Raw genomic sequence first — 20,178 nt, 5'->3', positions numbered from 1 at the left:
GCAGCTTAGAATCTTAGAAACTCAGCAACTCAGAAAGAATGTTTCACCTACTCGATATTATTGGGACCATGGCGTTTGCAATGTCTGGCGCCTTAACCGCAATGCACAAAAAACTAGATCCGTTTGGGGTTTTTATCATTGCATTTGTAACTGCAGTTGGAGGCGGAACACTTCGTGATGTTTTAATCGGAAGAACTCCCGTTGGCTGGATGCGCGACATGCAATATGTTTACGTAATTATTTTAGGATTTTTTCTAGCCATTCTATTCAGAAAAAGCTTCGATAAACTTCGTACTTCGTTGTTTTTGTTTGATACCATTGGTCTTGGCGTTTTTACATTAATTGGTCTCGAAAGAGGAATTCTAACAGGACTTCATCCAGCAATTTGTATTGCGTTAGGAACCATGACAGCCTGTTTTGGCGGTGTAATTCGTGATATTTTATGTAACGAAATTCCAAACGTTTTTAGAGAAGAAATCTATGCCACAATCTGTATTTTGGGAGGAATCGTATTTTTTGGATTGCGAAAACTAAATTTAAACGACGATATATTATATTTAGTTACCTCTCTTGTGATTATTGTGGTTCGATTAATGGCAGTAAAATACAAATGGCATTTAAAAGCATTCGATCATAAGTAGAAAAAATATTTAGCCACGAATTTCACGAATTTGCACTAATTTAATTCGTGAAAATTGGTGAAATTCGTGGCAAAAAAATAAAACTTTGAAAACATTCGTCGTAAGAAAATACAATAAGAACGATTATACTATTTGGAACGATTTTGTCGCTCAAGCTAAAAATGCGACTTTTTTATTTCATCGCGATTTTATGGAATACCATAAAGATCGATTTGAGGATTTTTCGCTTTTAATTTTTGAAGACGAAAAACTGAAAGCGATTCTTCCCGCAAATAAAAAAGAGAATTCTATATATTCTCACCAAGGTTTAACTTATGGCGGATTAGTGTTTTTATCGAAATTGAAAACAGAAAAAGTAGAATCAATTTTAGATGAAATTTTGCTTTTTTTGAAAGAAAATAAAATCGAAAATCTTTATTATAAGCCAATTCCAGATTTTTATTTTTCAGAAGGAAATGCCGCAATGGACTTTTTTTTAACGAAAAGAGGAGCGGTTTTAGAAAGAAAAGAAATGAATCTGGCCGTTAATCTGACAATTCCTTTGAATATTTCTAAAAGTAAAATGAAACATTTCAGAAGAATTGAAAATCTCGATTTAGATATTTTTGAAGAAGAGAATTTTGATCCGTTTTGGGAGAAAGTTTTGGAGCCAAGATTATTAGAAAAATTTGATGTAAAGCCAGTACATTCAAAAGAAGAAATAGCGATCTTAAAATCTAAATTCCCTCAAAATATTAGGCAATATTCAGCCTATAGAAATGATGAAATTATTTCAGGAATAACCATTTTTGAAACTAAAAATGTTGTTAAATCTCAATATGGCGCTACTTCAAAAATGGGAGAAGAATTTAGAGCGCTCGACTTTTTGTTCATCAATTTGATCCATAAATATAAAAGAAAAGGAAAGCATTTCTTCGATATGGGAATTGTGGGTGAAGAAAATGAATTTGGTTATAATAAAGGTCTTATAAAGCAAAAAGAAGAATTAGGCTGCAGTGTTTATAGTCAGGACTTTTACAAACTTACATTATGATTTCTTTTCTGGATTTAAAAAAAATAAACGAACCGTATGAAACTGCTTTTCAGGAAAAACTGAAATCAGTTTTAGAAAACGGCTGGTATATTTTAGGAAAGGAAGTAGAAACTTTTGAAAAAGATTTTGCTGAATATTGCCATTCTAAATATTGTATCGGAGTAGGAAATGGTTTTGATGCTTTGGTTCTCATTTTTAAAGGATACATCGAACTCGGAAAACTCCAAAAAGGCGATGATGTAATCGTTCCTGCAAATACTTATATTGCGAGTATTTTAGCCATTTTACAAGCCGATTTAATTCCAGTTTTGGTTGAGCCAAGATTAGAAACGTACAACATAAATTCTGATTTAATTCAGGAAAAAATCACTCCAAAAACTAAGGCTGTTTTAGCCGTTCATTTGTACGGACAATTGGCTGAAATGGAGAAAATAAACGAGATTGCAGAAAAGAACAATTTAATTATTGTTGAAGATTGTGCGCAAAGTCACGGTGTTAATGCAAATTCCAATATTTTTAAATCCCAAATTTCAAATTCTGGAGATTTAGCTCGAAATCTAAAATCTAAAATCTACAATCTAAAATCTGCAAGCGCTTACAGCTTTTACCCAGGAAAAAATTTGGGCTGTTTGGGCGATGGTGGAGCGATCACAACAAACGATTCTGAATTAGCAAAAGTGCTTTTTTCGCTTCGAAATTATGGTTCAGAAAAGAAATATCACAACGAATATATCGGAGTAAATTCGAGATTAGACGAATTGCAAGCTGGATTTTTAAATCTGAAATTGCCTAATTTAGACGCAGATAATCAGAGAAGAAGAGGTGTTGCAAAACGCTATTTAGCAGAAATTAAAAACGAAAAAATAACATTGCCGTATTGGGATTTTTCCAATAATCACGTTTTTCATCTGTTTGTCATTCGAACAGAAAATAGAGAAAATCTACAAGAATATTTAGCTCAAAATAATATTCAAACTGTTATTCATTATCCAATTGCGCCACACAAGCAAAAAGCTTTTAAAGAATGGAATAATTTGTCGTTTCCTATTACAGAAAAAATTCATAGAGAAGTTTTGAGTTTGCCCATAAGTCCAGTTTTGACTGACTTGGAAGTCGATTTTATTATTGAAATTTTAAATCAATACTAATTGAATTTCTATAGAAAAATAATTCAAACGAGTTTGTTTAAGATCACTTCTTTAAACAGTTTAAGTGTTGCTTTAAAAATTGGAATCGGATTAATTACTTCAAAAATATTAGCGGTTTTTGTTGGTCCCAGCGGAATGGCTTTGGTTGGAAACCTTCGGAATTTCTTGACTTCATTAGAGAATATTTCTTCTTTAGGTTTTCAAAACGGAATTGTAAAATATACAGCTGAAAATGAAAAAAATAAAATTGAAATTCAAAAAATAGTTTCTACTGTTTTTATCAGTTTATTGTTTGTTGCGTTTCTGCTAAGCGGAATTTTATTCTTTACAGCTTCTTACTGGAATCAGAAAATCTTTGGAAATAACATCGAATATTTAATTTTTTTTAAAGTTCTAGCATTGGTTTTACCAACTTACGGACTTTCTATTTTTTTAATTGCTGTAATTAATGGTTTAGGCAAATTTCAAAAAGTAATTCGGATCAATATTATTGGAAATATAATCGGATTAATGACTTCCATTTTTCTGATTCTACAATTCAAAACCTCTGGAGCTTTATTTGCAATTGTAATTGCACCAGCGTTGCTATTTTTTGCTACTTTTTATTTGGTTCAGCGAGAGATTCAGTTTCTTCAAATTATAAAATTAGATTCTTTCGATATTAAAATTTTAAAGAGCCTTTCTTCTTATTCTTTAATGGCGCTTGTTTCGTCTGTTTTTGGACCTTTTGTATTTCTTGCAATTCGAAATCATATTATTCAGCACTTAGGAATTGAGCAAGCAGGATATTGGGAATCAATGACGAGAATTTCGTCCTATTATCTAATGTTTGTAAGTACTATTGTGAGCGTTTATTTTCTGCCGAAATTATCAAAAGCAAAAAATAATTCCGAAACTAAAAGTATATTTTGGCAGTATTATAAATTTATACTCCCCGTATTTGTTTTCGGATTGACTGTAATTTACTTTACCAGATTTTTTATCGTTCAGTTGCTTTTTACAAAAGAATTTTTGCCAGTTACCAATTTGTTTTTCTGGCAGCTTTTGGGAGATATTTTTAAAGTTTGTGCTCTTATTTTAGGATATCAGTTTTTTGCGAAAAAAAAGACTTCTGCATTTATTTTAACCGAATTATTTTCGTTTGCAGTTCTGTATTTTTTCAGTTTGTATTTTATTAAAATTTATGGAATTGAAGGTGTTGTAATTGGATATGCGCTAGAAAATTTTATTTATTTGTTTGTGTTGTGTGTTTATTTTAAGAAGAGTTTGTTTTAATTGACCAGTTAGTTATGCTTTTTTCTTTTTAGATTCTCGTTTTTATAATGATGATTTTTACGATGCAGATCATTTACATAATTTGGGCGCAGAGAAATGTTCAATGATTGTAAGCGATTTTTTAAAACAGAAATTAGCTAAAACGTAATTTTAATTCCAAAGGAATATATTTTATAAAAAGCAAGATATCTAAAGTTCTATACGCTTTTTCCATTTCAAAATGCAGTCTTTTTAAAAGTGCTTTATTTTCTTCTTTAGTTTTGTTTAATGCAATTGCCTTTTTTATAATTAAATAAGTCGATCGATTTATCTTTTTTGTTCTTGAATTAAATCTTTTATAAAACATATTTCCTAAAGAGTTGGGAAGTTCTCTTTTCTGAACTAAAATAGAATCTATAAATTCGAAGTTGTAATTTCTTGAAGTTCTAATCCAGATGTCTAAATCTTCATAAGATAAATTTTCATCGTAACCGTTTAGCTCTAATAATACTTCTTTTTTTATCATTGAACTGATAGAACATATCATACTGCTTTGGCTTAAAATCGCTTTGTAAATATCTCCAGAAGCAGGTTTTAGTATTGCTTTTTTATCAGCACCAACTTTGTAATAATAGTTGAGGTGTGCTTTGTCTTCAGAAATAATTTCAGCATTTCCATAAACTATAGCCAAACGCTCAGTTTTAGATTTGAAAAAAGTGGAAATCTGTTCTTCGACACAGTTTGGTAATAAAATATCATCTGCAGCTAAATCAATAATATAATCTCCATTTGATAATTTTAGAGCTTTGTTAAAGGTTTTGGTATTGCCTAAATTACTGTCATTAATTACAAGTTTAGCGTGAGAATACTTCTTTTGCCATTCTTTAATTTCTTTTACAGAAGAATCATTACTAAAGTCATCAGCAACTATAATTTCAATATTTTTGTAAGTTTGATTTACAATAGAATTTAAAGCCTCAATTACAAACTTATCATGATTGTAGCACAAACAAATGACAGTTACTAAAGGAAGATTGTGCATATTGAAATTGAGTTGTTAAAATAAATTTACAAAATTCAAAAATAAGAATATTATAGTGTTTATGGTTGTTTAATAGAATTGAAAAATGAATATTTTGTTTGAAGAAAAAGACTTAGAGATATTAATTTCGACAATGAACAGAGATTCGTTGGAGTTTTTAGTTCCTATGTTTTCATCTTTAGACTATTCGAAAATTTCAATATTAATTATCAATCAGGTTCAAAATGAAATAAATCTTAGTTCGAATTGTCCAAACATAAGAGTTATAAACTCATTTGAAAAAGGGCTTTCTAAAAGTCGCAACTTAGCTTTAGAGAATGCAATTGGAAAAATTCTTTTAATTTCGGATGATGATGTGGTGTTTGAGAAAGAATTTATTGCAAAAATAATCGACGCTTATCATAAATATCCGAATGCGGCGGTTATAAAGTTTAGTGCTCTAAAATCAGATAAAAAACCTCTGAATAAATATTCAGCCAATTCTAAAAGCCATTTAAATGCTTTTGATATCTTGAATACAAGTTCTATCGAATTAACATTAAATAAATTTCAAATTGATTTTAGAAAATATAGATTTGATGAAAATTTCGGATTGGGAGGAATTTTTGAGATGGGAGAAGAAGCTGTTTTTTTATCAGATTTAAAGAAAGATAACAAACAGCTCGTTTTTGAGCCGCAAATAATTGTTGAACATAAAAACTCAACTTCTTCAGAGAAAAGAGATATATTAGACAGGTATTTTATTAGCGGCGCATTGTTTATTAGAATCTTTAAAGAAAAGTATCTTTTTTGGATTTTTGTAAAGATGTTTTTTGATTTAAAACACAAGAAAATAAAAATGAATAATCTGAATGCTATTTTCAGAAGTGCAATAAAAGGGCATAAAACGTTTCAACAAAACAAGTAAAATGATAATGAATGATAAAGCACAAATAATACCTATTCCTAAAATAGAAGAGCGAAGAGGCAATCTTTCAGTTATTGAAAATGGCACTGTTCCTTTTGATATAAAAAGGGTGTATTATTTGTATGATGTTCCGGCTGGAGCCGAACGAGGAGGACATGCTCATAAAAAGCTTCGACAATTTTTGGTTGCCTTAAGCGGTAGTTTTGATGTGGTTTTGAAAGATGGAGAAAAAGAGCAAATCATTACCTTAAATCGACCTTATGAAGGATTATTGATTAATCCTGGAATTTGGAGGGAATTGCAAAATTTCTCTTCAGGATCTCTTTGTCTTGTAATAGCTTCAGAAGTTTATATAGAAGAAGATTATATTAGAAATTTTGACGATTTTATTAAATATGCTACTTGTAAATAGAAAAATCAATTCCGCCTTGTTTTAATTTTCTTTTTAATTTTAGAAGAAGCTGCAAAAAGGAAGACGGAACTTTTAATAAAAATTGAACTTTAAAGGGGATATTTTCCTTATCAACATCTTTTAAATAAAAATTGAATTTGGTTTTATTCCCAAAAATATAGTAGTGTAATCCATATTCAATTCGATATAAATCGAGAAACTTTTTAAGAGATCGATTATCTTTTTCGAAGGTTTTGAATTGTTCAAAATCCATTAAACTCATCGAATTTATTTCGCGTTTACTCAAACTTTTTCCAATATCATAATTATAAACTGCAGTAGTTTTATTGGTAATTGCTACAGAGAAATTAATCCCAATTTTTGTCCATAACTCTAAATCTTGACCATTTGTTACGCCAGGAGTAAAACCTCCTGTGTTTTCTAGAATTTCTTTTGAAATAGCTAGACATGAAGTCCAAGTAATGCGGGATGGTTGATTAGAATAAAAATAATCATTGATAATTCCGCTAAAAGAATTTGTTATTCCTTGAAATACTGGGATTTTAAAATGATTTGTACTGATTTTAGTTTTGTATCTAGAACAATAAATACCGCAATTTGGAAAATCAAGAATTAATTTGTTCAATTCTTCTAAATGATTTGGAAACCAATAATCATCAGCATCAAGAAAGGCTATAAATTTTCCAGAAGACTTCCCTATTCCAAAATTTCTTGCAACAGAAACTCCTTGATTTTTTTGATTAAAGATTTTAATTCTTTTATCATTAAAATTTCTAACAATAATTTCACTTGCGTCGGTAGATCCATCATTTATTATAATGATTTCGTAATCAATAAAAGTTTGACCGAGAATACTTTTGACAGTGTTTTCGATATGATCAACTTTATTGTATAACGGAATAACTACCGAAAAAAAGACCATAGCTGATTATTTTTTTAAATCGCAATAAAAACCTAATTTATAAAAATCTAAAAGATATAAATTTGGTTTTTCTGAAGTTAAGTTGGCTAATATTCTCTTTTTTGTTATGCTATAAATAGCTTTTGTAATTCCAGTTAAATATAGCCTATTTAAAAGTGAATGAAACTTTGTTAATCTAGTGCTTTCAGGATCAATTTTATGAAATTGGACTAAGTTGTGTAAGTTTTGAACAGCTTTTTCAGCTTTTTCAATAAAATCGATACTGTTTTCATTGTTGTAATGAATCAGCAGATTTTCGGTATGTGAAACAGGAATCGAATTTAAGCGCAGATTATTTATAAAAATCAGGTCTTCATATCCATAATCTTTTATGAATTCTGGAAATGGAAATTGTAAGATAATTTCTTTTTTTAAAATTAAATTCCACGTAAATACAAAATCATAATTATTTTGAAGTCGTTGATTTAAAGATTTACTTTCTCTTTTTAAGCCATATTTCCATCGAAGTATTTTTTCTTTAGAAGGAACAATATCGGGGTATTTTACACCGCCAAAAATTACTGATGTTGAATTTGAAAGTAATTCAATATAATTTTTAAGATAAAATTCATTCTCTGGCAAAGCATCTGCCTCCATAATCAAGATAAAATTATACTTTGATTTGGAACACAATAAATTAATATTTCTTCCTCTGCCTAAGTTTCCAGTATTGATCGAAAAAGAACAATTTTCGAGTGTATTTATCTGCGTGTTTTCATTTGCGAAATTTTGGCTGAAATCATCTTGTGCCAAAATCTCATATTCAATTCCTAAATTATCGGCTTGTCGCTTAAGTTCTAAAACCAGCGGTAAAACATTATAATTATAAACCGGAATTAAAATGGAAAGCATTACACGCTTCTTTGCACCACTTCGAAGATTCTTTCATCTTCGCATTTTAAGGTTTTAGAAGGGAATTTCATTAATAAAGCATAATCGTGCGTTGCCATAATAACGGTTTTACCTGCGGCATTAATTGCTTTTAAAACTTCTAAAACTTCAGAACTTGTTTGTGGATCAAGATTTCCTGTAGGTTCGTCAGCAAGGATAAATTCTGGGTCGTTCAATAGCGCTCTAGCGATTGCAACACGCTGCTGTTCTCCTCCAGAAAGCTGATGCGGCATTTTGTTTACAAAGTCTTTCATTCCAACTTTGTCCAAAACTTCATCAATTTTATGTTGCATGGCTTCTTTTTCAACCCACCCCGTAGCTCTTAAAACAAAAAGCATATTGTCTTTTATAGAACGGTCTGGAAGTAATTTAAAGTCTTGAAACACGATTCCGATTTTACGTCTTAAATACGGAATTTCACTTTCTTTTAAAGTTGCCAAATCAAATTCAACAATATGTCCTTCACCTTCAACTAACGGTAAATCAGCATATAAAGTTTTTAGAAAACTACTTTTTCCAGAACCAGTTTTCCCGATAATGTAGATGAACTCACCATGGTTAACATCTAAGTTAATGTGAGAGATAATTTTTCTTCCTTCTTGATATATAGTGACTTCTTTAAGAGACAGTACGGTTTGTGACATAATAAAATTGGTTTGAATGGTAAAAGTAATAAGATAACGCTTGGATTCAAAATAAATTTAAATGAATTCTTATGAAAAAGTTTAAATGTAATTAAACCATATAAGCCATATAAGTTCATTTAATAAAATTGGAGCAAATTTATTTTTGGAATGGCTTAAATTAAACCATATAAAGGATAAAAGCTTATTTTATAAAACGCAGAAAAGTTTTAGAATATTATATTTACTTATATCGCTTATGTGGTTTTAAAAATGCTTTGAGAACCAATAATTTGAGATTGAATTGTTAAAAAAAATGCGGAAGTTTAATTTTTTAGAGATAATAAAAGCTTGAAACGTTTCGTTATAAACCGTATAAAAATGATACATTTGAATACTAAATATTATTAAAATGCGTAAACTTTCCAGGTTCTTTTTATTCCAAATTTTCCTTGCTTCGACTATAGCTTCCGCACAAAAATCAGCTATTTACACTTACGAATTAAAGGATTTTGACAAAGCACTGGCTTTATATAACGACAAACAATATGCCTCGGCTCAACTTATTTTTGAGCACGTAAAGAACAATGAAAACACAGCTATTACCGAGGAAGTGAAATCGGATTGTGCTTTTTATATCGCTAATTGCGCTATAAGAACGAATAAGGCAAATGCTGATGCTTTGGTAGAACAGTTTGTTAATGATTATCCAACAAGCACTAAGCAAAATCAGGCTTATATAGAAGCGGCGCAATTTTTCTTCGAACAGGGAAATTACCCAAAAGCTTTAATGTGGTTTGATAAAGTTGATGAAAGCTACATGAGTAAAACTGAGTCTGATAAGTTTAATTTTATGAAAGGCTACAGCTATTTTAGTGCTAAAAAGAAAAAAGAAGCGACGAACTATTTTAATAAAGTAGTGAATTCTAAAGAATACGGTTCTCAAGCCAAATATTACTTAGGTTTTATGGCGTATGAAGGAGATGATTATAAAGAAGCTACAAAATATTTTGATGAGGTTTCCGGAGAAGAAAAATACAAAGAAAAGCTGTCGTACTATCAGGCTGATATGAATTTCAAACTTGGAAATTTCCAAAAAGCAATTGATTTAGGTCAGCAAGCGATGGGGAAATCTAATGAAATTGAAAAATCGGAACTGAATAAAATTATTGGAGAAAGTTATTTTAATTTGAAACAATACGGAAAAGCAATTCCATATTTAGAGCAATATGCTGGTAAAAAAGGGAAGTGGAATAATACCGATTTTTATCAGTTAGGTTATGCGTATTACGAGCAGAAAAACTACGAAAAAGCAATTTCTCAATTTAATAAAATTATTGAAGGAAAAGATTTTGTGGCTCAAAATGCGTACTATCATTTAGGTTTAAGCTATTTGAATATTGGTAAAAAGCAAGAAGCTTTAAATGCTTTTAAAAATGCTTCAGAAATGGATTTTAATGCACAGATTCAAGAAGATGCAGCTTTGAATTACGCTAAATTAAGTTACGATATTGGAAACGCATATCAGGCTGTCCCTGGAATTTTATTAGATTTCCTTAAAAAATATCCGAATAATTCAAGCCGTGCTGAGGTAGAGAAATTATTGGTCGATTCTTATATTTCTTCTAAAAACTACAAAGAAGCACTGGCTTTATTAGAAAAAAATAGAAGTGCTGAAAATAAAGCAGCATATCAAAAAGTGCTTTTTTATAGAGGTTTAGAATTGTACAACGAGAATAATTATCAGGAAGCGGGTAAATTGTTCAAAAGCGCTATAAGCGAACAAAAAACTCCTGAATTTACAGCACGTGCCACTTTCTGGAAAGCAGAAACCGAATACTTGAACGATGATATGCAAAACGCATTATTAACGTACAAACAATTTGCCGGAATGGCAGCGGCAAAGTCGACTGACGAATATAAAAATATCAACTACAATATTGGTTACACGTACTTCAAACTGAAAGAATACGATCAGGCTGCGAATTCTTTTCAAGCTCAAATTGATCAATCGCCTTCAGATAAAGTTCGTTTAAACGATTCTTATTTACGTTTGGGAGATTGCCGATTTGTAACGTCTAAATACAGCGCTGCAAACGAAGCTTACGCAAAAGCAATCGCTGCAAAAGGTGTAGATGCCGATTATGCGCAGTTTCAAAAAGCACTTTCTTATGGATTTATGTCAAATAACGCTAAGAAAGTTGACGAGCTGAATAATTTCCTTCAGATGTACAAAAAATCATCGTACAGAGATGATGCTTTGTTTGAGCTTGGAAATACATACGTGGCTGAAAAGAAAAACGATCAGGCAATTAAAACGTACGATCAGTTGATTTCTGAATTTGGTAACGGAACATTTACTTCAAAAGCCATTTTGAAACAAGGTTTGATTTATTACAACTCTGATCGTGATACACAAGCTTTAACGAAATTTAAAAAAGTAGCAGCAGAATTCCCAAAAACTCCAGAAGCTCTAGAAGCAGTTTCGACAGCAAGATTAATTTATGTTGATTCTGGAAAAGTAGACGAATATGCAACTTGGGTTCGTACTTTAGACTTTGTGGAGGTTACAGATGCGGAATTGGATAATGATACTTATGATGCGGCTTTCAAACAATACAGTCAAAACAATGCGAAACAAGCGATGCCTGGTTTTGCTGGATATATTGCAAAATTCCCGAACGGAATGCATGCGCTTGAAGCTAATTTCTATTTGGCGCAATTGACTTATGCAGAAGGTTCTGAAACAAAATCTATTGCCAATTATCAATATGTAATTGATCAGCCGAGAAACGAATTTACAGAGCAGGCTTTAAACAGATTGGCTCAGATTTATCTAAAAGCAAAAGATTGCGACAAAGCGATTCCGGTTTTAGTTCGTTTAGAAAAAGAAGCTGATTATCCGCAGAATAAAACTTTTGCGCAAGCCAATTTGATGAAATGCTATTACGACAAAAAAGATTATGACAATTCGGTTGTTGCGGCAGATAAAGTTTTAGAAAATCCAAAATCTGACGCAGGCGTAAAAGCCGATGCGCAAATTATCGTGGCACGTGCCGCAATGCAAACTGGAAATGAAGACAAAGCAAAAGTGGCTTATGCAAAACTGGCTACGACTTCTAAAGGAGAATTGGCTGCTGAAGCTTTGTATTATGATGCTTATTTTAAAACGAAAGAAGGAAAATTTGAAGCTTCAAATACTGCGGTTCAGAAACTGGCAAAAAGTTATTCGGCTTACAAATATTACGGAGCTAAAGGTTTGGTCTTAATGGCAAAAAATTTCTACGGATTGAAAGACAGTTATCAGGCGACTTATATTCTAGATAACGTAATCAACAATTTTACTGATTATCCAGATGTGGTGGAAGAAGCAAAAAGAGAATTAAGCGCTATTAAATCAGAAGAGTCAAAAACGAATTCTTCAATTAATAAATAGTTTTTAGTCCTTAGTCTTTTAGCCCCTAGTCCTTAATAATAGGAAAAACGCTAAGGACTAAAAACTAAGGACTAAAAACAAAATACAAGAAAAACAATGGGTTTACCTTTTTATATAGTTGATGTTTTTACAGATAAAAAATATGCTGGAAATCAGCTGGCGGTTTTTTTAGATGCTGGAAATTTAAGTTCGAAAGAAATGCAGCAGATTGCATGCGAAATTAATTTTGCAGAAAGCACTTTTGTTACCAAACTGGATATTGCTAACAATAAAGCAGAGATTAGAATTTTTACTCCGTCTCAAGAAATGCAGTTTGCAGGTCATCCAATTATTGGGACTTCATGGGTTTTGATGAACAAAGTTTTTGAAAATTCGCCTGAAAATATAACAGTAGAAGTTCCGATTGGGCCAATTCAAATTAAGCAATCAGAAGATTTGATTTGGCTAAAAGCAGCACAGCCAAAATTCTGGGATGTTTTCGGGAAAGAAGATTTTCCGTCTTTCAGCAATTTGACAATTGATGATTTTGACAATCAATATTTGATTCAGGAAGTGACAACAGGAAGTGCTTTTGTAATTGTGCCTTTAAATAGTAAAAGAGCTTTAGAAAATCTGACTTTAGATAAAGATAAAACAGATAAATGGCTGAAACAGCATTGCAAAACCGATCACCAAGGATTGTATTTCTATAGTTTTGAAGATGGTAAACTGGCAAGCAGACTTTTATATATTGAACACAATCAGCTGAAAGAGGATGCAGCGACAGGAAGCGCAAGTACTTGTCTGCAAGCGTATCTTTTAAAATACCATTCGCCAGAAATTGAAGTGACCAATTATCAAGGAGATTATATGGGGCGTCCTTCTCAAATTCATTTTAAAGGAAAATTAGCCAACGATCAATACGATATTACAATAGGAGGAAAAACTCAGTTTGTGGCTAAGGGGGAGTGGGAAGCTTAGATTTTGAAAGAAGCAAGAGCCAAGAAGCAAGAGCTAGGCTAGGAATAAAGAATTTAGATTTTAGAAAAGAAAAGAAAATATAGAGAAGTGAATAAAGAGTTTGCGGAGAAGAAATTAAGATAGAGTATATGTCTTTTTTCTTGCGTCTTTTTTCTACCACTCTAAAAAGAAAGAAATATGAAATTAAACTGCCGACATAAAATTATCATTTTGTTAGTGTTATTTGCTGCTCAGTTTTCGTTTGCACAGAAGAAAAACGAAAGTATCGGAACCGAGACAGTAAATGTTGTAAAACCGTATTCGCCAACTATTTCAGATGCTTTTAAAGTAAAAGAAACACCTTCGCTTGACGACAGCGGAAATCAGCCAAAAGAAGTTATTAAGTACAGTATTTTGTCTGTTCCCGTGGCATCAACTTTTACTCCTTCTAAAGGAAAAGCTGAAGGTGTGGAGAAAGCAAAAAAAGAAAGATTGTTTAATAATTATGCTACTTTAGGTTTGGGTAATTATAGTACTTTAAACGCTGAATTGTTTGTAAATCAGGATTTAGGGAATAATGATTATGTGGCAGGAATGTTTCGTCATCATTCGTCTCAAGGCGGAATTAAAGATGTGGAATTGAACGATGAATTTTACGATACGGCAATTAATGTAGGTTACGGACAGAATAATAGAGATGTAACTTGGGGCGTTGATTTAGGCTACCAAAACCAGATTTATAACTGGTACGGACTTCCTTCAGATTTTGGTTCTACAATTCCAGATCAGCGTTATGATTTGGTAAACAGCATTAATCCGGATCATTCTTATAATACCATTTCGCTTGGCGGAAATGCAGAATTTAACGAAAGTATTTTTAGTAAGCTTTCAGCAAGATTTACACATTTTTCAGACAGTTATTCTTCATCAGAAAATCGTTTTTATGTAAAGCCAACTTTTACAGTTGATGTAATGGATCAGGCGATTAAAACAAACGTTATTGTAGATCACGTAAGCGGTTCTTTTAAGAATAATTATTTCCAAGACAATACAGAAGCATTAGAATATAGTTTTACAAATGTTGGAATCGAACCAAGTTTTGTAATCAATGAAAATGAATGGACTCTTGAATTAGGTGCGGGAGTTTATTATAGCGCAGATTCTGAAAACAGCGGAAATAAATTTTATTTCTATCCAAAAGTAAACGCTTCTTACAGACTGGTTGGCGATTTGATGATTTTCTACACAGGGGTAAATGGAGCTTTGAACCAGAATTCTTATGCAGATTTTGTAACTGATAATCCGTTTTTGTCTCCAACTTTAAATATGCGTCCGTCAAGCACGCAGTATAATGTATTTGCTGGATTAAAAGGAAAATTGGCTAATAATGTTAATTATAACTTGACTGCTTCTTATTTAAATGAAAAAGATAAAGCCTTATTTAAAGCCAATGATTATACTGAAGTTATTACAAACGAAGATTACGCTTTCGGAAACTCATTTGGGGTAGTTTATGAAGATATTAGAACTTTTCGTTTCTACGGAGAATTAAAAGCCGATTTTTCTCAGAATGTAACTTTCGGAATCAACGGAACTTTTAATAGTTATAGTACAGATAATAATGTCGAAGCATGGAATTTGCCGTCAATGAAATTAAGTTCAACTTTAGACGTTAGTATTACTAAGCAATGGTACGCAGGATTGAATGTGTTTTATGTGGGCGAAAGAAAAGATATGCAATCGAATTTAAATTTAACAGTTGATCCAGTCATTACAACGCTTAAAAGCTACTTTGATGCGAATGCTCATGTTGGTTATAAATTCAGCGAGCGTTTAACGTTTTTCTTGAAAGCAAATAATATTGGAAATCAAGCTTATCAAAAATGGTTAAATTATCCGGTGCAAGGATTCCAGATTCTTGGAGGAGCTAATTATAAATTTGATTTTTAAGAACGTTGAGCCACAAAGACACTAAGGCACAAAGAGTATATTAATATAGAAGTGCCTTTTTTTTAAGCCACGGATTCATGGATTTTTTGGAGTAAATTCGTGAATTTGTGGCTTTTTAAATTTTTGTAATTGTAAAAATAGAAATTCTTTAGGCAGTAAGATATTTAAATGCTTTTTAACGATCTTTGTGTCTTAGCACCTTCGTGGCAAAATTAACTATGGACTTCAAAGAAAAAATATACTCTCATTATACTCAAATGGTTCAAGATAGAATCGATGTTTTTAAAGACATGATTTCGAACTTAACCGAAGATTCTAAAAACGATGCCAAAGGTTCTGCCGGCGATAAGCACGAAACGGCTTTGTCGATGATGCATATCGAACAGGAAAAGCTTACGAATAAATTGAAGGAAGCAATTGCTCAAATCTCAATCTTAGAAAAAATTGACCCTTCAAAAATTACAGAAAATATCAGTTTAGGGAGTTTGGTAAAAGCCAACGGCATTTATTTATATGTAAGTGTTGCACTTCCAAAAATCGCTATTGACGGAATTAATGTTATTGCGCTGTCTCCGCAATCTCCGCTTGGAGCACATTTGATGGGGAATAAAGCTGGTTTTCAATTTGAAATTAATAAGACGCATTATACTATAGAAAGTGTAGAGTAAGTTTCACTTCGTCATCACCTTTGTCAAAGTTTCAAACTTTGACAAAGGTTACGTAATTTAAATCCGACCATTCCTTCAATTAAGAAACTTTGCGTCTTAGCGACTTTGCGAGATTATTACTTTAGATCTTCACTCGGAATTAGGAAATGACAAATACTATGTTCTTGCATAAACTATAATTCCAAAACAACTTTTCTTCTTCTCTTTACGAATCTTTCATTCATAAAGAAATAACTCAAAAATTAATTTAAAAATTTGATTAAAACTTTCAGTTTTAAAGCAATTTTCTGTTCGAAATTGAAATTTTCAAGTTTCAAGCTTTTTTTGATATCAAAATTTTACATTTTATATGTAAATGCTTAATTATGGTTTTAAATTGAAATTAAAATCAAGGTTTGTGTTTTTCAATTGTAACTAATACTCCATCTTTGCCCTATCAAATTAAAATTTAAAAAATAAAAATATAGAATTATGTGTGGAATTGTATGTGCCTTTGATCTTAAACAAAAAGCCGAAGCGTTAAGACCTCAAGTATTAGAAATGTCAAAAATCATTCGTCACCGCGGACCAGACTGGAGCGGAATTTACAGCAATGATAAAGCAATTCTTTCTCACGAGCGTTTGGCTATTGTAGATCCAGCGTCTGGAAAACAACCTTTATTTACAGAAGATAAAAAATTGGTTTTGGCAGCAAATGGGGAAATCTACAACCACAGAGAGCTGCGTAAACAATTTGCAGGCAAATACAACTTTCAAACAGAAAGTGACTGTGAAGTTATTTTGGCTTTATACAAAGAAAAAGGAGTAAGCTTCGTTGATGAATTAAACGGAATCTTCGGATTCGCAATCTACGATGTTGATAAAGATGAATATTTTGTGGCTCGTGACCATATGGGAATCATTCCATTGTATATTGGATGGGATCAGCACGGAACTTTTTATGTAGCTTCTGAATTAAAAGCTTTAGAAGGATATTGTACAAAAATCGAATTATTCCCTCCAGGACACTACTTGTCAAGCAAAGACGGAGAATTTGTACAATGGTACAAAAGAGACTGGACAGAATATGATGCAGTAAAAGACAACGAAACAAGCATTCCTGCAATTAAAGAAGCGCTAGAAGCTGCGGTTCACAGACAATTAATGAGTGATGTTCCTTACGGGGTTTTACTTTCTGGAGGTTTAGATTCTTCTATTACTTCAGCTGTAGCTAAAAAATTCGCTCAAAAAAGAATTGAGTCAGATGATACTACAGATGCTTGGTATCCGCAATTGCACTCTTTCTCAGTTGGATTAGAAGGTTCGCCAGATTTAGCGGCAGCGAGAAAAGTAGCAGATCATATTGGAACTATTCACCACGAAATTAAATTTACAATCCAAGAAGGTTTAGATGCAGTTCGTGATGTAATTTACAACTTAGAAACGTATGACGTAACTACGGTTAGAGCTTCGACTCCAATGTGGTTAATGGCGAGAGTTATTAAATCTATGGGAATCAAAATGGTTCTTTCAGGAGAAGGGGCAGATGAGCTTTTCGGAGGATATTTATATTTCCACAAAGCGCCAAACGCAAGAGAATTCCACGAAGAAAACGTTCGTAAATTAGGAAAACTTCACATGTACGACTGTTTACGTGCAAACAAAAGTTTAGCAGCTTGGGGAATTGAAGGTCGTGTTCCATTCTTAGATAAAGAATTTATGGATGTTGCCATGCGCATCAACCCACAAGATAAAATGATCAACAAAGAGCACCCAATGGAAAAATGGGTTGTTCGTAAAGCTTTTGAAGATATGCTTCCAGAAAGTGTGGCTTGGAGACAAAAAGAGCAATTTTCTGATGGAGTAGGGTACAGCTGGATTGATACTTTGAAAGAAGTAGTGGCAAGAGAAGTTTCAGACGAGCAATTGGCAAACGCAAGATTCAAATTCCCATTGCAGACACCAACTTCAAAAGAAGAGTATTATTACCGTTCTATTTTCACAGAACATTTCCCAAGCGATGCAGCAGCATTATGCGTTCCTCAAGAAGCAAGTGTGGCTTGTAGTACAAAAATTGCTTTGGAGTGGGATGAAGCTTTCAAAAACCTAAACGATCCATCAGGAAGAGCAGTTGCCAATGTTCACGATGATGCTTACGTTAAAGCATAAAAAAGAGTTTAATTTTTAGAATTAGTATATATTTTTTAGGAAAAACGTTCTCTAGCCGAGAGCGTTTTTCTTGTCTAAAGATGTTAAATAATAGGATTTGAAAAAGTTTGCACACTTTCAAATACAGTTGTTTGACTTTCTTTTAATATATTTGAAATCTGCTGAATTGATACTGAATTCTAAATATTTTAATCAATTTAATAGCTGAAAGCAAAAATTAATACATAGTTTTGCTTTCGCTGAAAAATTTTAATGATTTTTTAATGTTCAATTTATATTTTGAACACTAGAGGAAATAGAATAATAAAATAAAAGATTATGTCTGGATTATTAGCTGTAATTGGTAAAGGAAAAGACCCCAAACTAGTAAAAGAACTTTCTGAAAGAATGTCGCACCGCGGCCCTGATGAAAGCGATATTCACATTATGGAAAATGGCAGTATATTATGCCATGAAAGTTTGTCGATTATTGATCTTACTTCTGGGAAACAGCCAATTCAAGGTACTGATAAAGCTTGGATGATTCATGATGGTGAAATTTATAACTATCAGGAACTTAAAAATACGGTTTTAAAAAATCATACTTTCAGAACTGAATCAGATTCGGAAGTGATTGTTCATCTTTATGAAGAATTCGGATACGATTTCTGTAATAAATTAGACGGAGATTTTGCTTTTGTGGTTGTTGACGGTGATAAATATATTGCAGGTCGCGATCCGATTGGAGTGAAACCTTTATATTATGGTTTAGACGAAAGAGGAAGAATTTATTTTTCTTCAGAAATGAAATCTATTGCCGACCAGTGCAAATCGTTTTCTACTTTTCCTCCAGGACATTATTATACTGCAAAAACAGGTTTTGTAAAATATTATCATCCAGAATACGAAGATCATAAAAAAGCAACTCAAGCGTTAGATTTAGAATTGATTCGCGAAAGTCTGATTCAGGCTACTCGCAAACGTCTATTGGCAGAAGTGCCTCTAGGAGTTGTGCTGTCAGGAGGTTTGGATACATCTTTGATTTCGGCAATCACTTCGAGATTGCTAAAAGAAAAGGGAGAAAAACTGCATTCTTTTTCTATCGGATTAGATGCTGACGCGCCAGACAATATTTCGGCCAGAAAGGCGGCAGCATTTTTAGGAACAGAACATCACGAAATTCATTTCTCTGTTGAAGAAGGAGTTAAAGTTTTGGAGAACGTCATTTATCATATTGAAACATACGATATCATTTCTGTGCGTTCAGGTGTTCCAATGTATTTGCTTTCTAAAGCAATTGCAGATCAAGGCATAAAAGTAATCTTGTCGGGCGAAGGGGCAGATGAAGTTTTTGGAGGGCATTTATATTTTAGAAATGCGCCTTCTGAAGAAGAATTTCAAGATGAAACTATCGAAAGAGTGCAGAAGCTGTTTACAGCCGATTTACTGCGTGCAGATAAAACGACAATGGCAAATGGATTAGAAGTTCGTATTCCGTTTTTGGATACCGAATTTTTAGATGTGGCCATTCGAATTAAAACAGAAGAAAAACAGCCAAAAAATTATGATGGAGTTGAAAAATATATTTTAAGAAAAGCTTTCGATACTCCAGAAGATCCTTATTTGCCTTCAGAAGTTTTATGGCGCCAGAAAGAACAGTTTTCTGATGGGGTAGGATACAATTGGGTTGATGAATTGATTAAATACTGTTCTTCGCAAGTTACAGATGAGCAATTGGCGGGAGCAAGTGCGGAATTTCCATATAACTCTCCAACGACTAAAGAAGCGTATCTGTACAGATCGATTTTTCATAAATTCTATCCGCAGGTCAGTGCGGCGCAAACTGTTCGTAAATGGATTCCGAAATGGCAAGAAAACCTTGATCCAAGCGGAAGAGCAAATGCAGCGCACTTAAAAGGGAATTTTGAAGGTGTGAAGGCTAATGTTATTGCTTAAAATGAAATTCCAATAAAATAAATTCCAAATTCCAATTGTGTTGAAATCTCAATAATAATTCCAAAGTCCAATTTGGGAAATAGTATAAAATCCGAAACAGTTTCTGTTTCGGATTTTTAGTTTTTTTACAGTATCTTTATTATTTAAGCGTTGGAATTTGGAATTTTTAGCGCAAAAGTTTGAGATTGGA

At 32.2% G+C, this 20,178-nt stretch carries 16 protein-coding genes; 12 read left to right on the top strand and 4 right to left on the bottom strand.

Translation table 11 applies throughout. The features are described from left to right. Positions 1–38 precede the first annotated feature (38 nt). The 4 genes from ACWA1F_RS09840 (at position 39) to ACWA1F_RS09825 (ending at position 4,097) form a co-directional block, all read left to right on the top strand. Positions 39–641, top strand: coding sequence for a trimeric intracellular cation channel family protein (locus tag ACWA1F_RS09840; protein WP_306156934.1), 603 nt, complete (start codon positions 39–41; stop codon positions 639–641). Between the two features lie 85 nt (positions 642–726). Beyond that, positions 727–1,674: a FemAB family protein gene (locus ACWA1F_RS09835; RefSeq protein ID WP_456893603.1), complete on the top strand. Its 948-nt coding sequence runs from the start codon at positions 727–729 to the stop codon at positions 1,672–1,674. Beyond that, the gene (locus tag ACWA1F_RS09830) at positions 1,671–2,822 is read left to right on the top strand and encodes a DegT/DnrJ/EryC1/StrS family aminotransferase (RefSeq protein ID WP_456893602.1); all 1,152 of its coding nucleotides are present in this window, start codon (positions 1,671–1,673) and stop codon (positions 2,820–2,822) included. Before ACWA1F_RS09835 ends, ACWA1F_RS09830 begins: the two co-directional genes overlap by 4 nt. Further along, a complete protein-coding gene (locus tag ACWA1F_RS09825) occupies positions 2,823–4,097 on the top strand; it encodes an O-antigen translocase (RefSeq protein ID WP_456893601.1) in 1,275 nt (424 codons plus the stop codon). A 133-nt stretch (positions 4,098–4,230) separates the two neighbouring features. Here the strand turns inward: ACWA1F_RS09825 and ACWA1F_RS09820 are convergent, their stop codons facing one another. Further along, the gene (locus ACWA1F_RS09820; protein WP_456893600.1) at positions 4,231–5,118 is read right to left on the bottom strand and encodes a glycosyltransferase family 2 protein; all 888 of its coding nucleotides are present in this window, start codon (positions 5,116–5,118) and stop codon (positions 4,231–4,233) included. Positions 5,119–5,203: 85 nt separating this feature from the next. Between ACWA1F_RS09820 and ACWA1F_RS09815 the strand changes: the two genes are divergently transcribed. Both ACWA1F_RS09815 and ACWA1F_RS09810 read left to right on the top strand, forming a co-directional pair. Next, a complete protein-coding gene (locus ACWA1F_RS09815) occupies positions 5,204–6,025 on the top strand; it encodes a glycosyltransferase family 2 protein (RefSeq protein ID WP_456893599.1) in 822 nt (273 codons plus the stop codon). A gap of 7 nt (positions 6,026–6,032) precedes the next feature. Continuing rightward, positions 6,033–6,437, top strand: a complete 405-nt coding sequence (locus tag ACWA1F_RS09810) for a sugar 3,4-ketoisomerase (protein ID WP_306156922.1) — start codon at positions 6,033–6,035, stop codon at positions 6,435–6,437. Here the strand turns inward: ACWA1F_RS09810 and ACWA1F_RS09805 are convergent. From ACWA1F_RS09805 to ACWA1F_RS09795, 3 genes are read right to left on the bottom strand one after another with little or no spacing between them, the layout of a single operon-like run. After that, entirely contained in the window at positions 6,424–7,359 is a 936-nt protein-coding gene (locus ACWA1F_RS09805; protein WP_456893598.1) for a glycosyltransferase family 2 protein, read from the bottom strand. The genes ACWA1F_RS09810 and ACWA1F_RS09805 overlap by 14 nt on opposite strands. Before the next feature lie 6 nt (positions 7,360–7,365). Next, positions 7,366–8,250, bottom strand: a complete 885-nt coding sequence (locus ACWA1F_RS09800) for a glycosyltransferase (RefSeq protein WP_456893597.1) — start codon at positions 8,248–8,250, stop codon at positions 7,366–7,368. Continuing rightward, a complete protein-coding gene (locus tag ACWA1F_RS09795) occupies positions 8,250–8,933 on the bottom strand; it encodes a cell division ATP-binding protein FtsE (protein ID WP_306156918.1) in 684 nt (227 codons plus the stop codon). Before ACWA1F_RS09795 ends, ACWA1F_RS09800 begins: the two co-directional genes overlap by 1 nt. Before the next feature lie 391 nt (positions 8,934–9,324). Between ACWA1F_RS09795 and ACWA1F_RS09790 the strand changes: the two genes are divergently transcribed. From ACWA1F_RS09790 to asnB (ACWA1F_RS09765), 6 genes are all read left to right on the top strand, one after another. Beyond that, on the top strand, positions 9,325–12,348 hold the full coding sequence (locus tag ACWA1F_RS09790) for a tetratricopeptide repeat protein (protein ID WP_456893596.1): 3,024 nt from the start codon (positions 9,325–9,327) through the stop codon (positions 12,346–12,348). Positions 12,349–12,444: 96 nt separating this feature from the next. After that, positions 12,445–13,308, top strand: coding sequence for a PhzF family phenazine biosynthesis protein (locus ACWA1F_RS09785; RefSeq protein WP_456893595.1), 864 nt, complete (start codon positions 12,445–12,447; stop codon positions 13,306–13,308). 177 nt (positions 13,309–13,485) lie between these two features. After that, positions 13,486–15,237, top strand: a complete 1,752-nt coding sequence (locus tag ACWA1F_RS09780) for a TonB-dependent receptor (protein ID WP_456893594.1) — start codon at positions 13,486–13,488, stop codon at positions 15,235–15,237. Positions 15,238–15,455: 218 nt separating this feature from the next. Beyond that, on the top strand, positions 15,456–15,905 hold the full coding sequence (locus ACWA1F_RS09775; protein ID WP_456893593.1) for a hypothetical protein: 450 nt from the start codon (positions 15,456–15,458) through the stop codon (positions 15,903–15,905). Between the two features lie 471 nt (positions 15,906–16,376). Beyond that, the gene (asnB, locus tag ACWA1F_RS09770; protein ID WP_306156908.1) at positions 16,377–18,053 is read left to right on the top strand and encodes an asparagine synthase B; all 1,677 of its coding nucleotides are present in this window, start codon (positions 16,377–16,379) and stop codon (positions 18,051–18,053) included. A gap of 318 nt (positions 18,054–18,371) precedes the next feature. Then, positions 18,372–19,988: an asparagine synthase B gene (asnB, locus tag ACWA1F_RS09765; RefSeq protein WP_456893592.1), complete on the top strand. Its 1,617-nt coding sequence runs from the start codon at positions 18,372–18,374 to the stop codon at positions 19,986–19,988. The last annotated feature ends 190 nt before the right edge of the window (positions 19,989–20,178 follow it).

Source organism: Flavobacterium erigeronis (genome assembly GCF_054075165.1).
Note: the sequence above shows the minus strand (reverse complement) of the source record. Positions and strands in the feature narration are given on the sequence as shown.

Bases quoted from the DNA above. Each gene is read 5' to 3' on its own strand.
- ACWA1F_RS09840 (WP_306156934.1), top strand. From the start codon at position 39: ATGTTTCACCTACTCGATATTATTGGGACCATGGCGTTTGCAATGTCT.
- ACWA1F_RS09830 (WP_456893602.1), top strand. From the start codon at position 1,671: ATGATTTCTTTTCTGGATTTAAAAAAAATAAACGAACCGTATGAAACT.
- ACWA1F_RS09820 (WP_456893600.1), bottom strand. From the start codon at position 5,118: ATGCACAATCTTCCTTTAGTAACTGTCATTTGTTTGTGCTACAATCAT.
- ACWA1F_RS09815 (WP_456893599.1), top strand. From the start codon at position 5,204: ATGAATATTTTGTTTGAAGAAAAAGACTTAGAGATATTAATTTCGACA.
- ACWA1F_RS09810 (WP_306156922.1), top strand. From the start codon at position 6,033: ATGAATGATAAAGCACAAATAATACCTATTCCTAAAATAGAAGAGCGA.
- ACWA1F_RS09805 (WP_456893598.1), bottom strand. From the start codon at position 7,359: ATGGTCTTTTTTTCGGTAGTTATTCCGTTATACAATAAAGTTGATCAT.
- ACWA1F_RS09800 (WP_456893597.1), bottom strand. From the start codon at position 8,250: ATGCTTTCCATTTTAATTCCGGTTTATAATTATAATGTTTTACCGCTG.
- ACWA1F_RS09795 (WP_306156918.1), bottom strand. From the start codon at position 8,933: ATGTCACAAACCGTACTGTCTCTTAAAGAAGTCACTATATATCAAGAA.
- ACWA1F_RS09790 (WP_456893596.1), top strand. From the start codon at position 9,325: ATGCGTAAACTTTCCAGGTTCTTTTTATTCCAAATTTTCCTTGCTTCG.
- ACWA1F_RS09785 (WP_456893595.1), top strand. From the start codon at position 12,445: ATGGGTTTACCTTTTTATATAGTTGATGTTTTTACAGATAAAAAATAT.
- ACWA1F_RS09780 (WP_456893594.1), top strand. From the start codon at position 13,486: ATGAAATTAAACTGCCGACATAAAATTATCATTTTGTTAGTGTTATTT.
- ACWA1F_RS09775 (WP_456893593.1), top strand. From the start codon at position 15,456: ATGGACTTCAAAGAAAAAATATACTCTCATTATACTCAAATGGTTCAA.
- asnB (WP_306156908.1), top strand. From the start codon at position 16,377: ATGTGTGGAATTGTATGTGCCTTTGATCTTAAACAAAAAGCCGAAGCG.
- asnB (WP_456893592.1), top strand. From the start codon at position 18,372: ATGTCTGGATTATTAGCTGTAATTGGTAAAGGAAAAGACCCCAAACTA.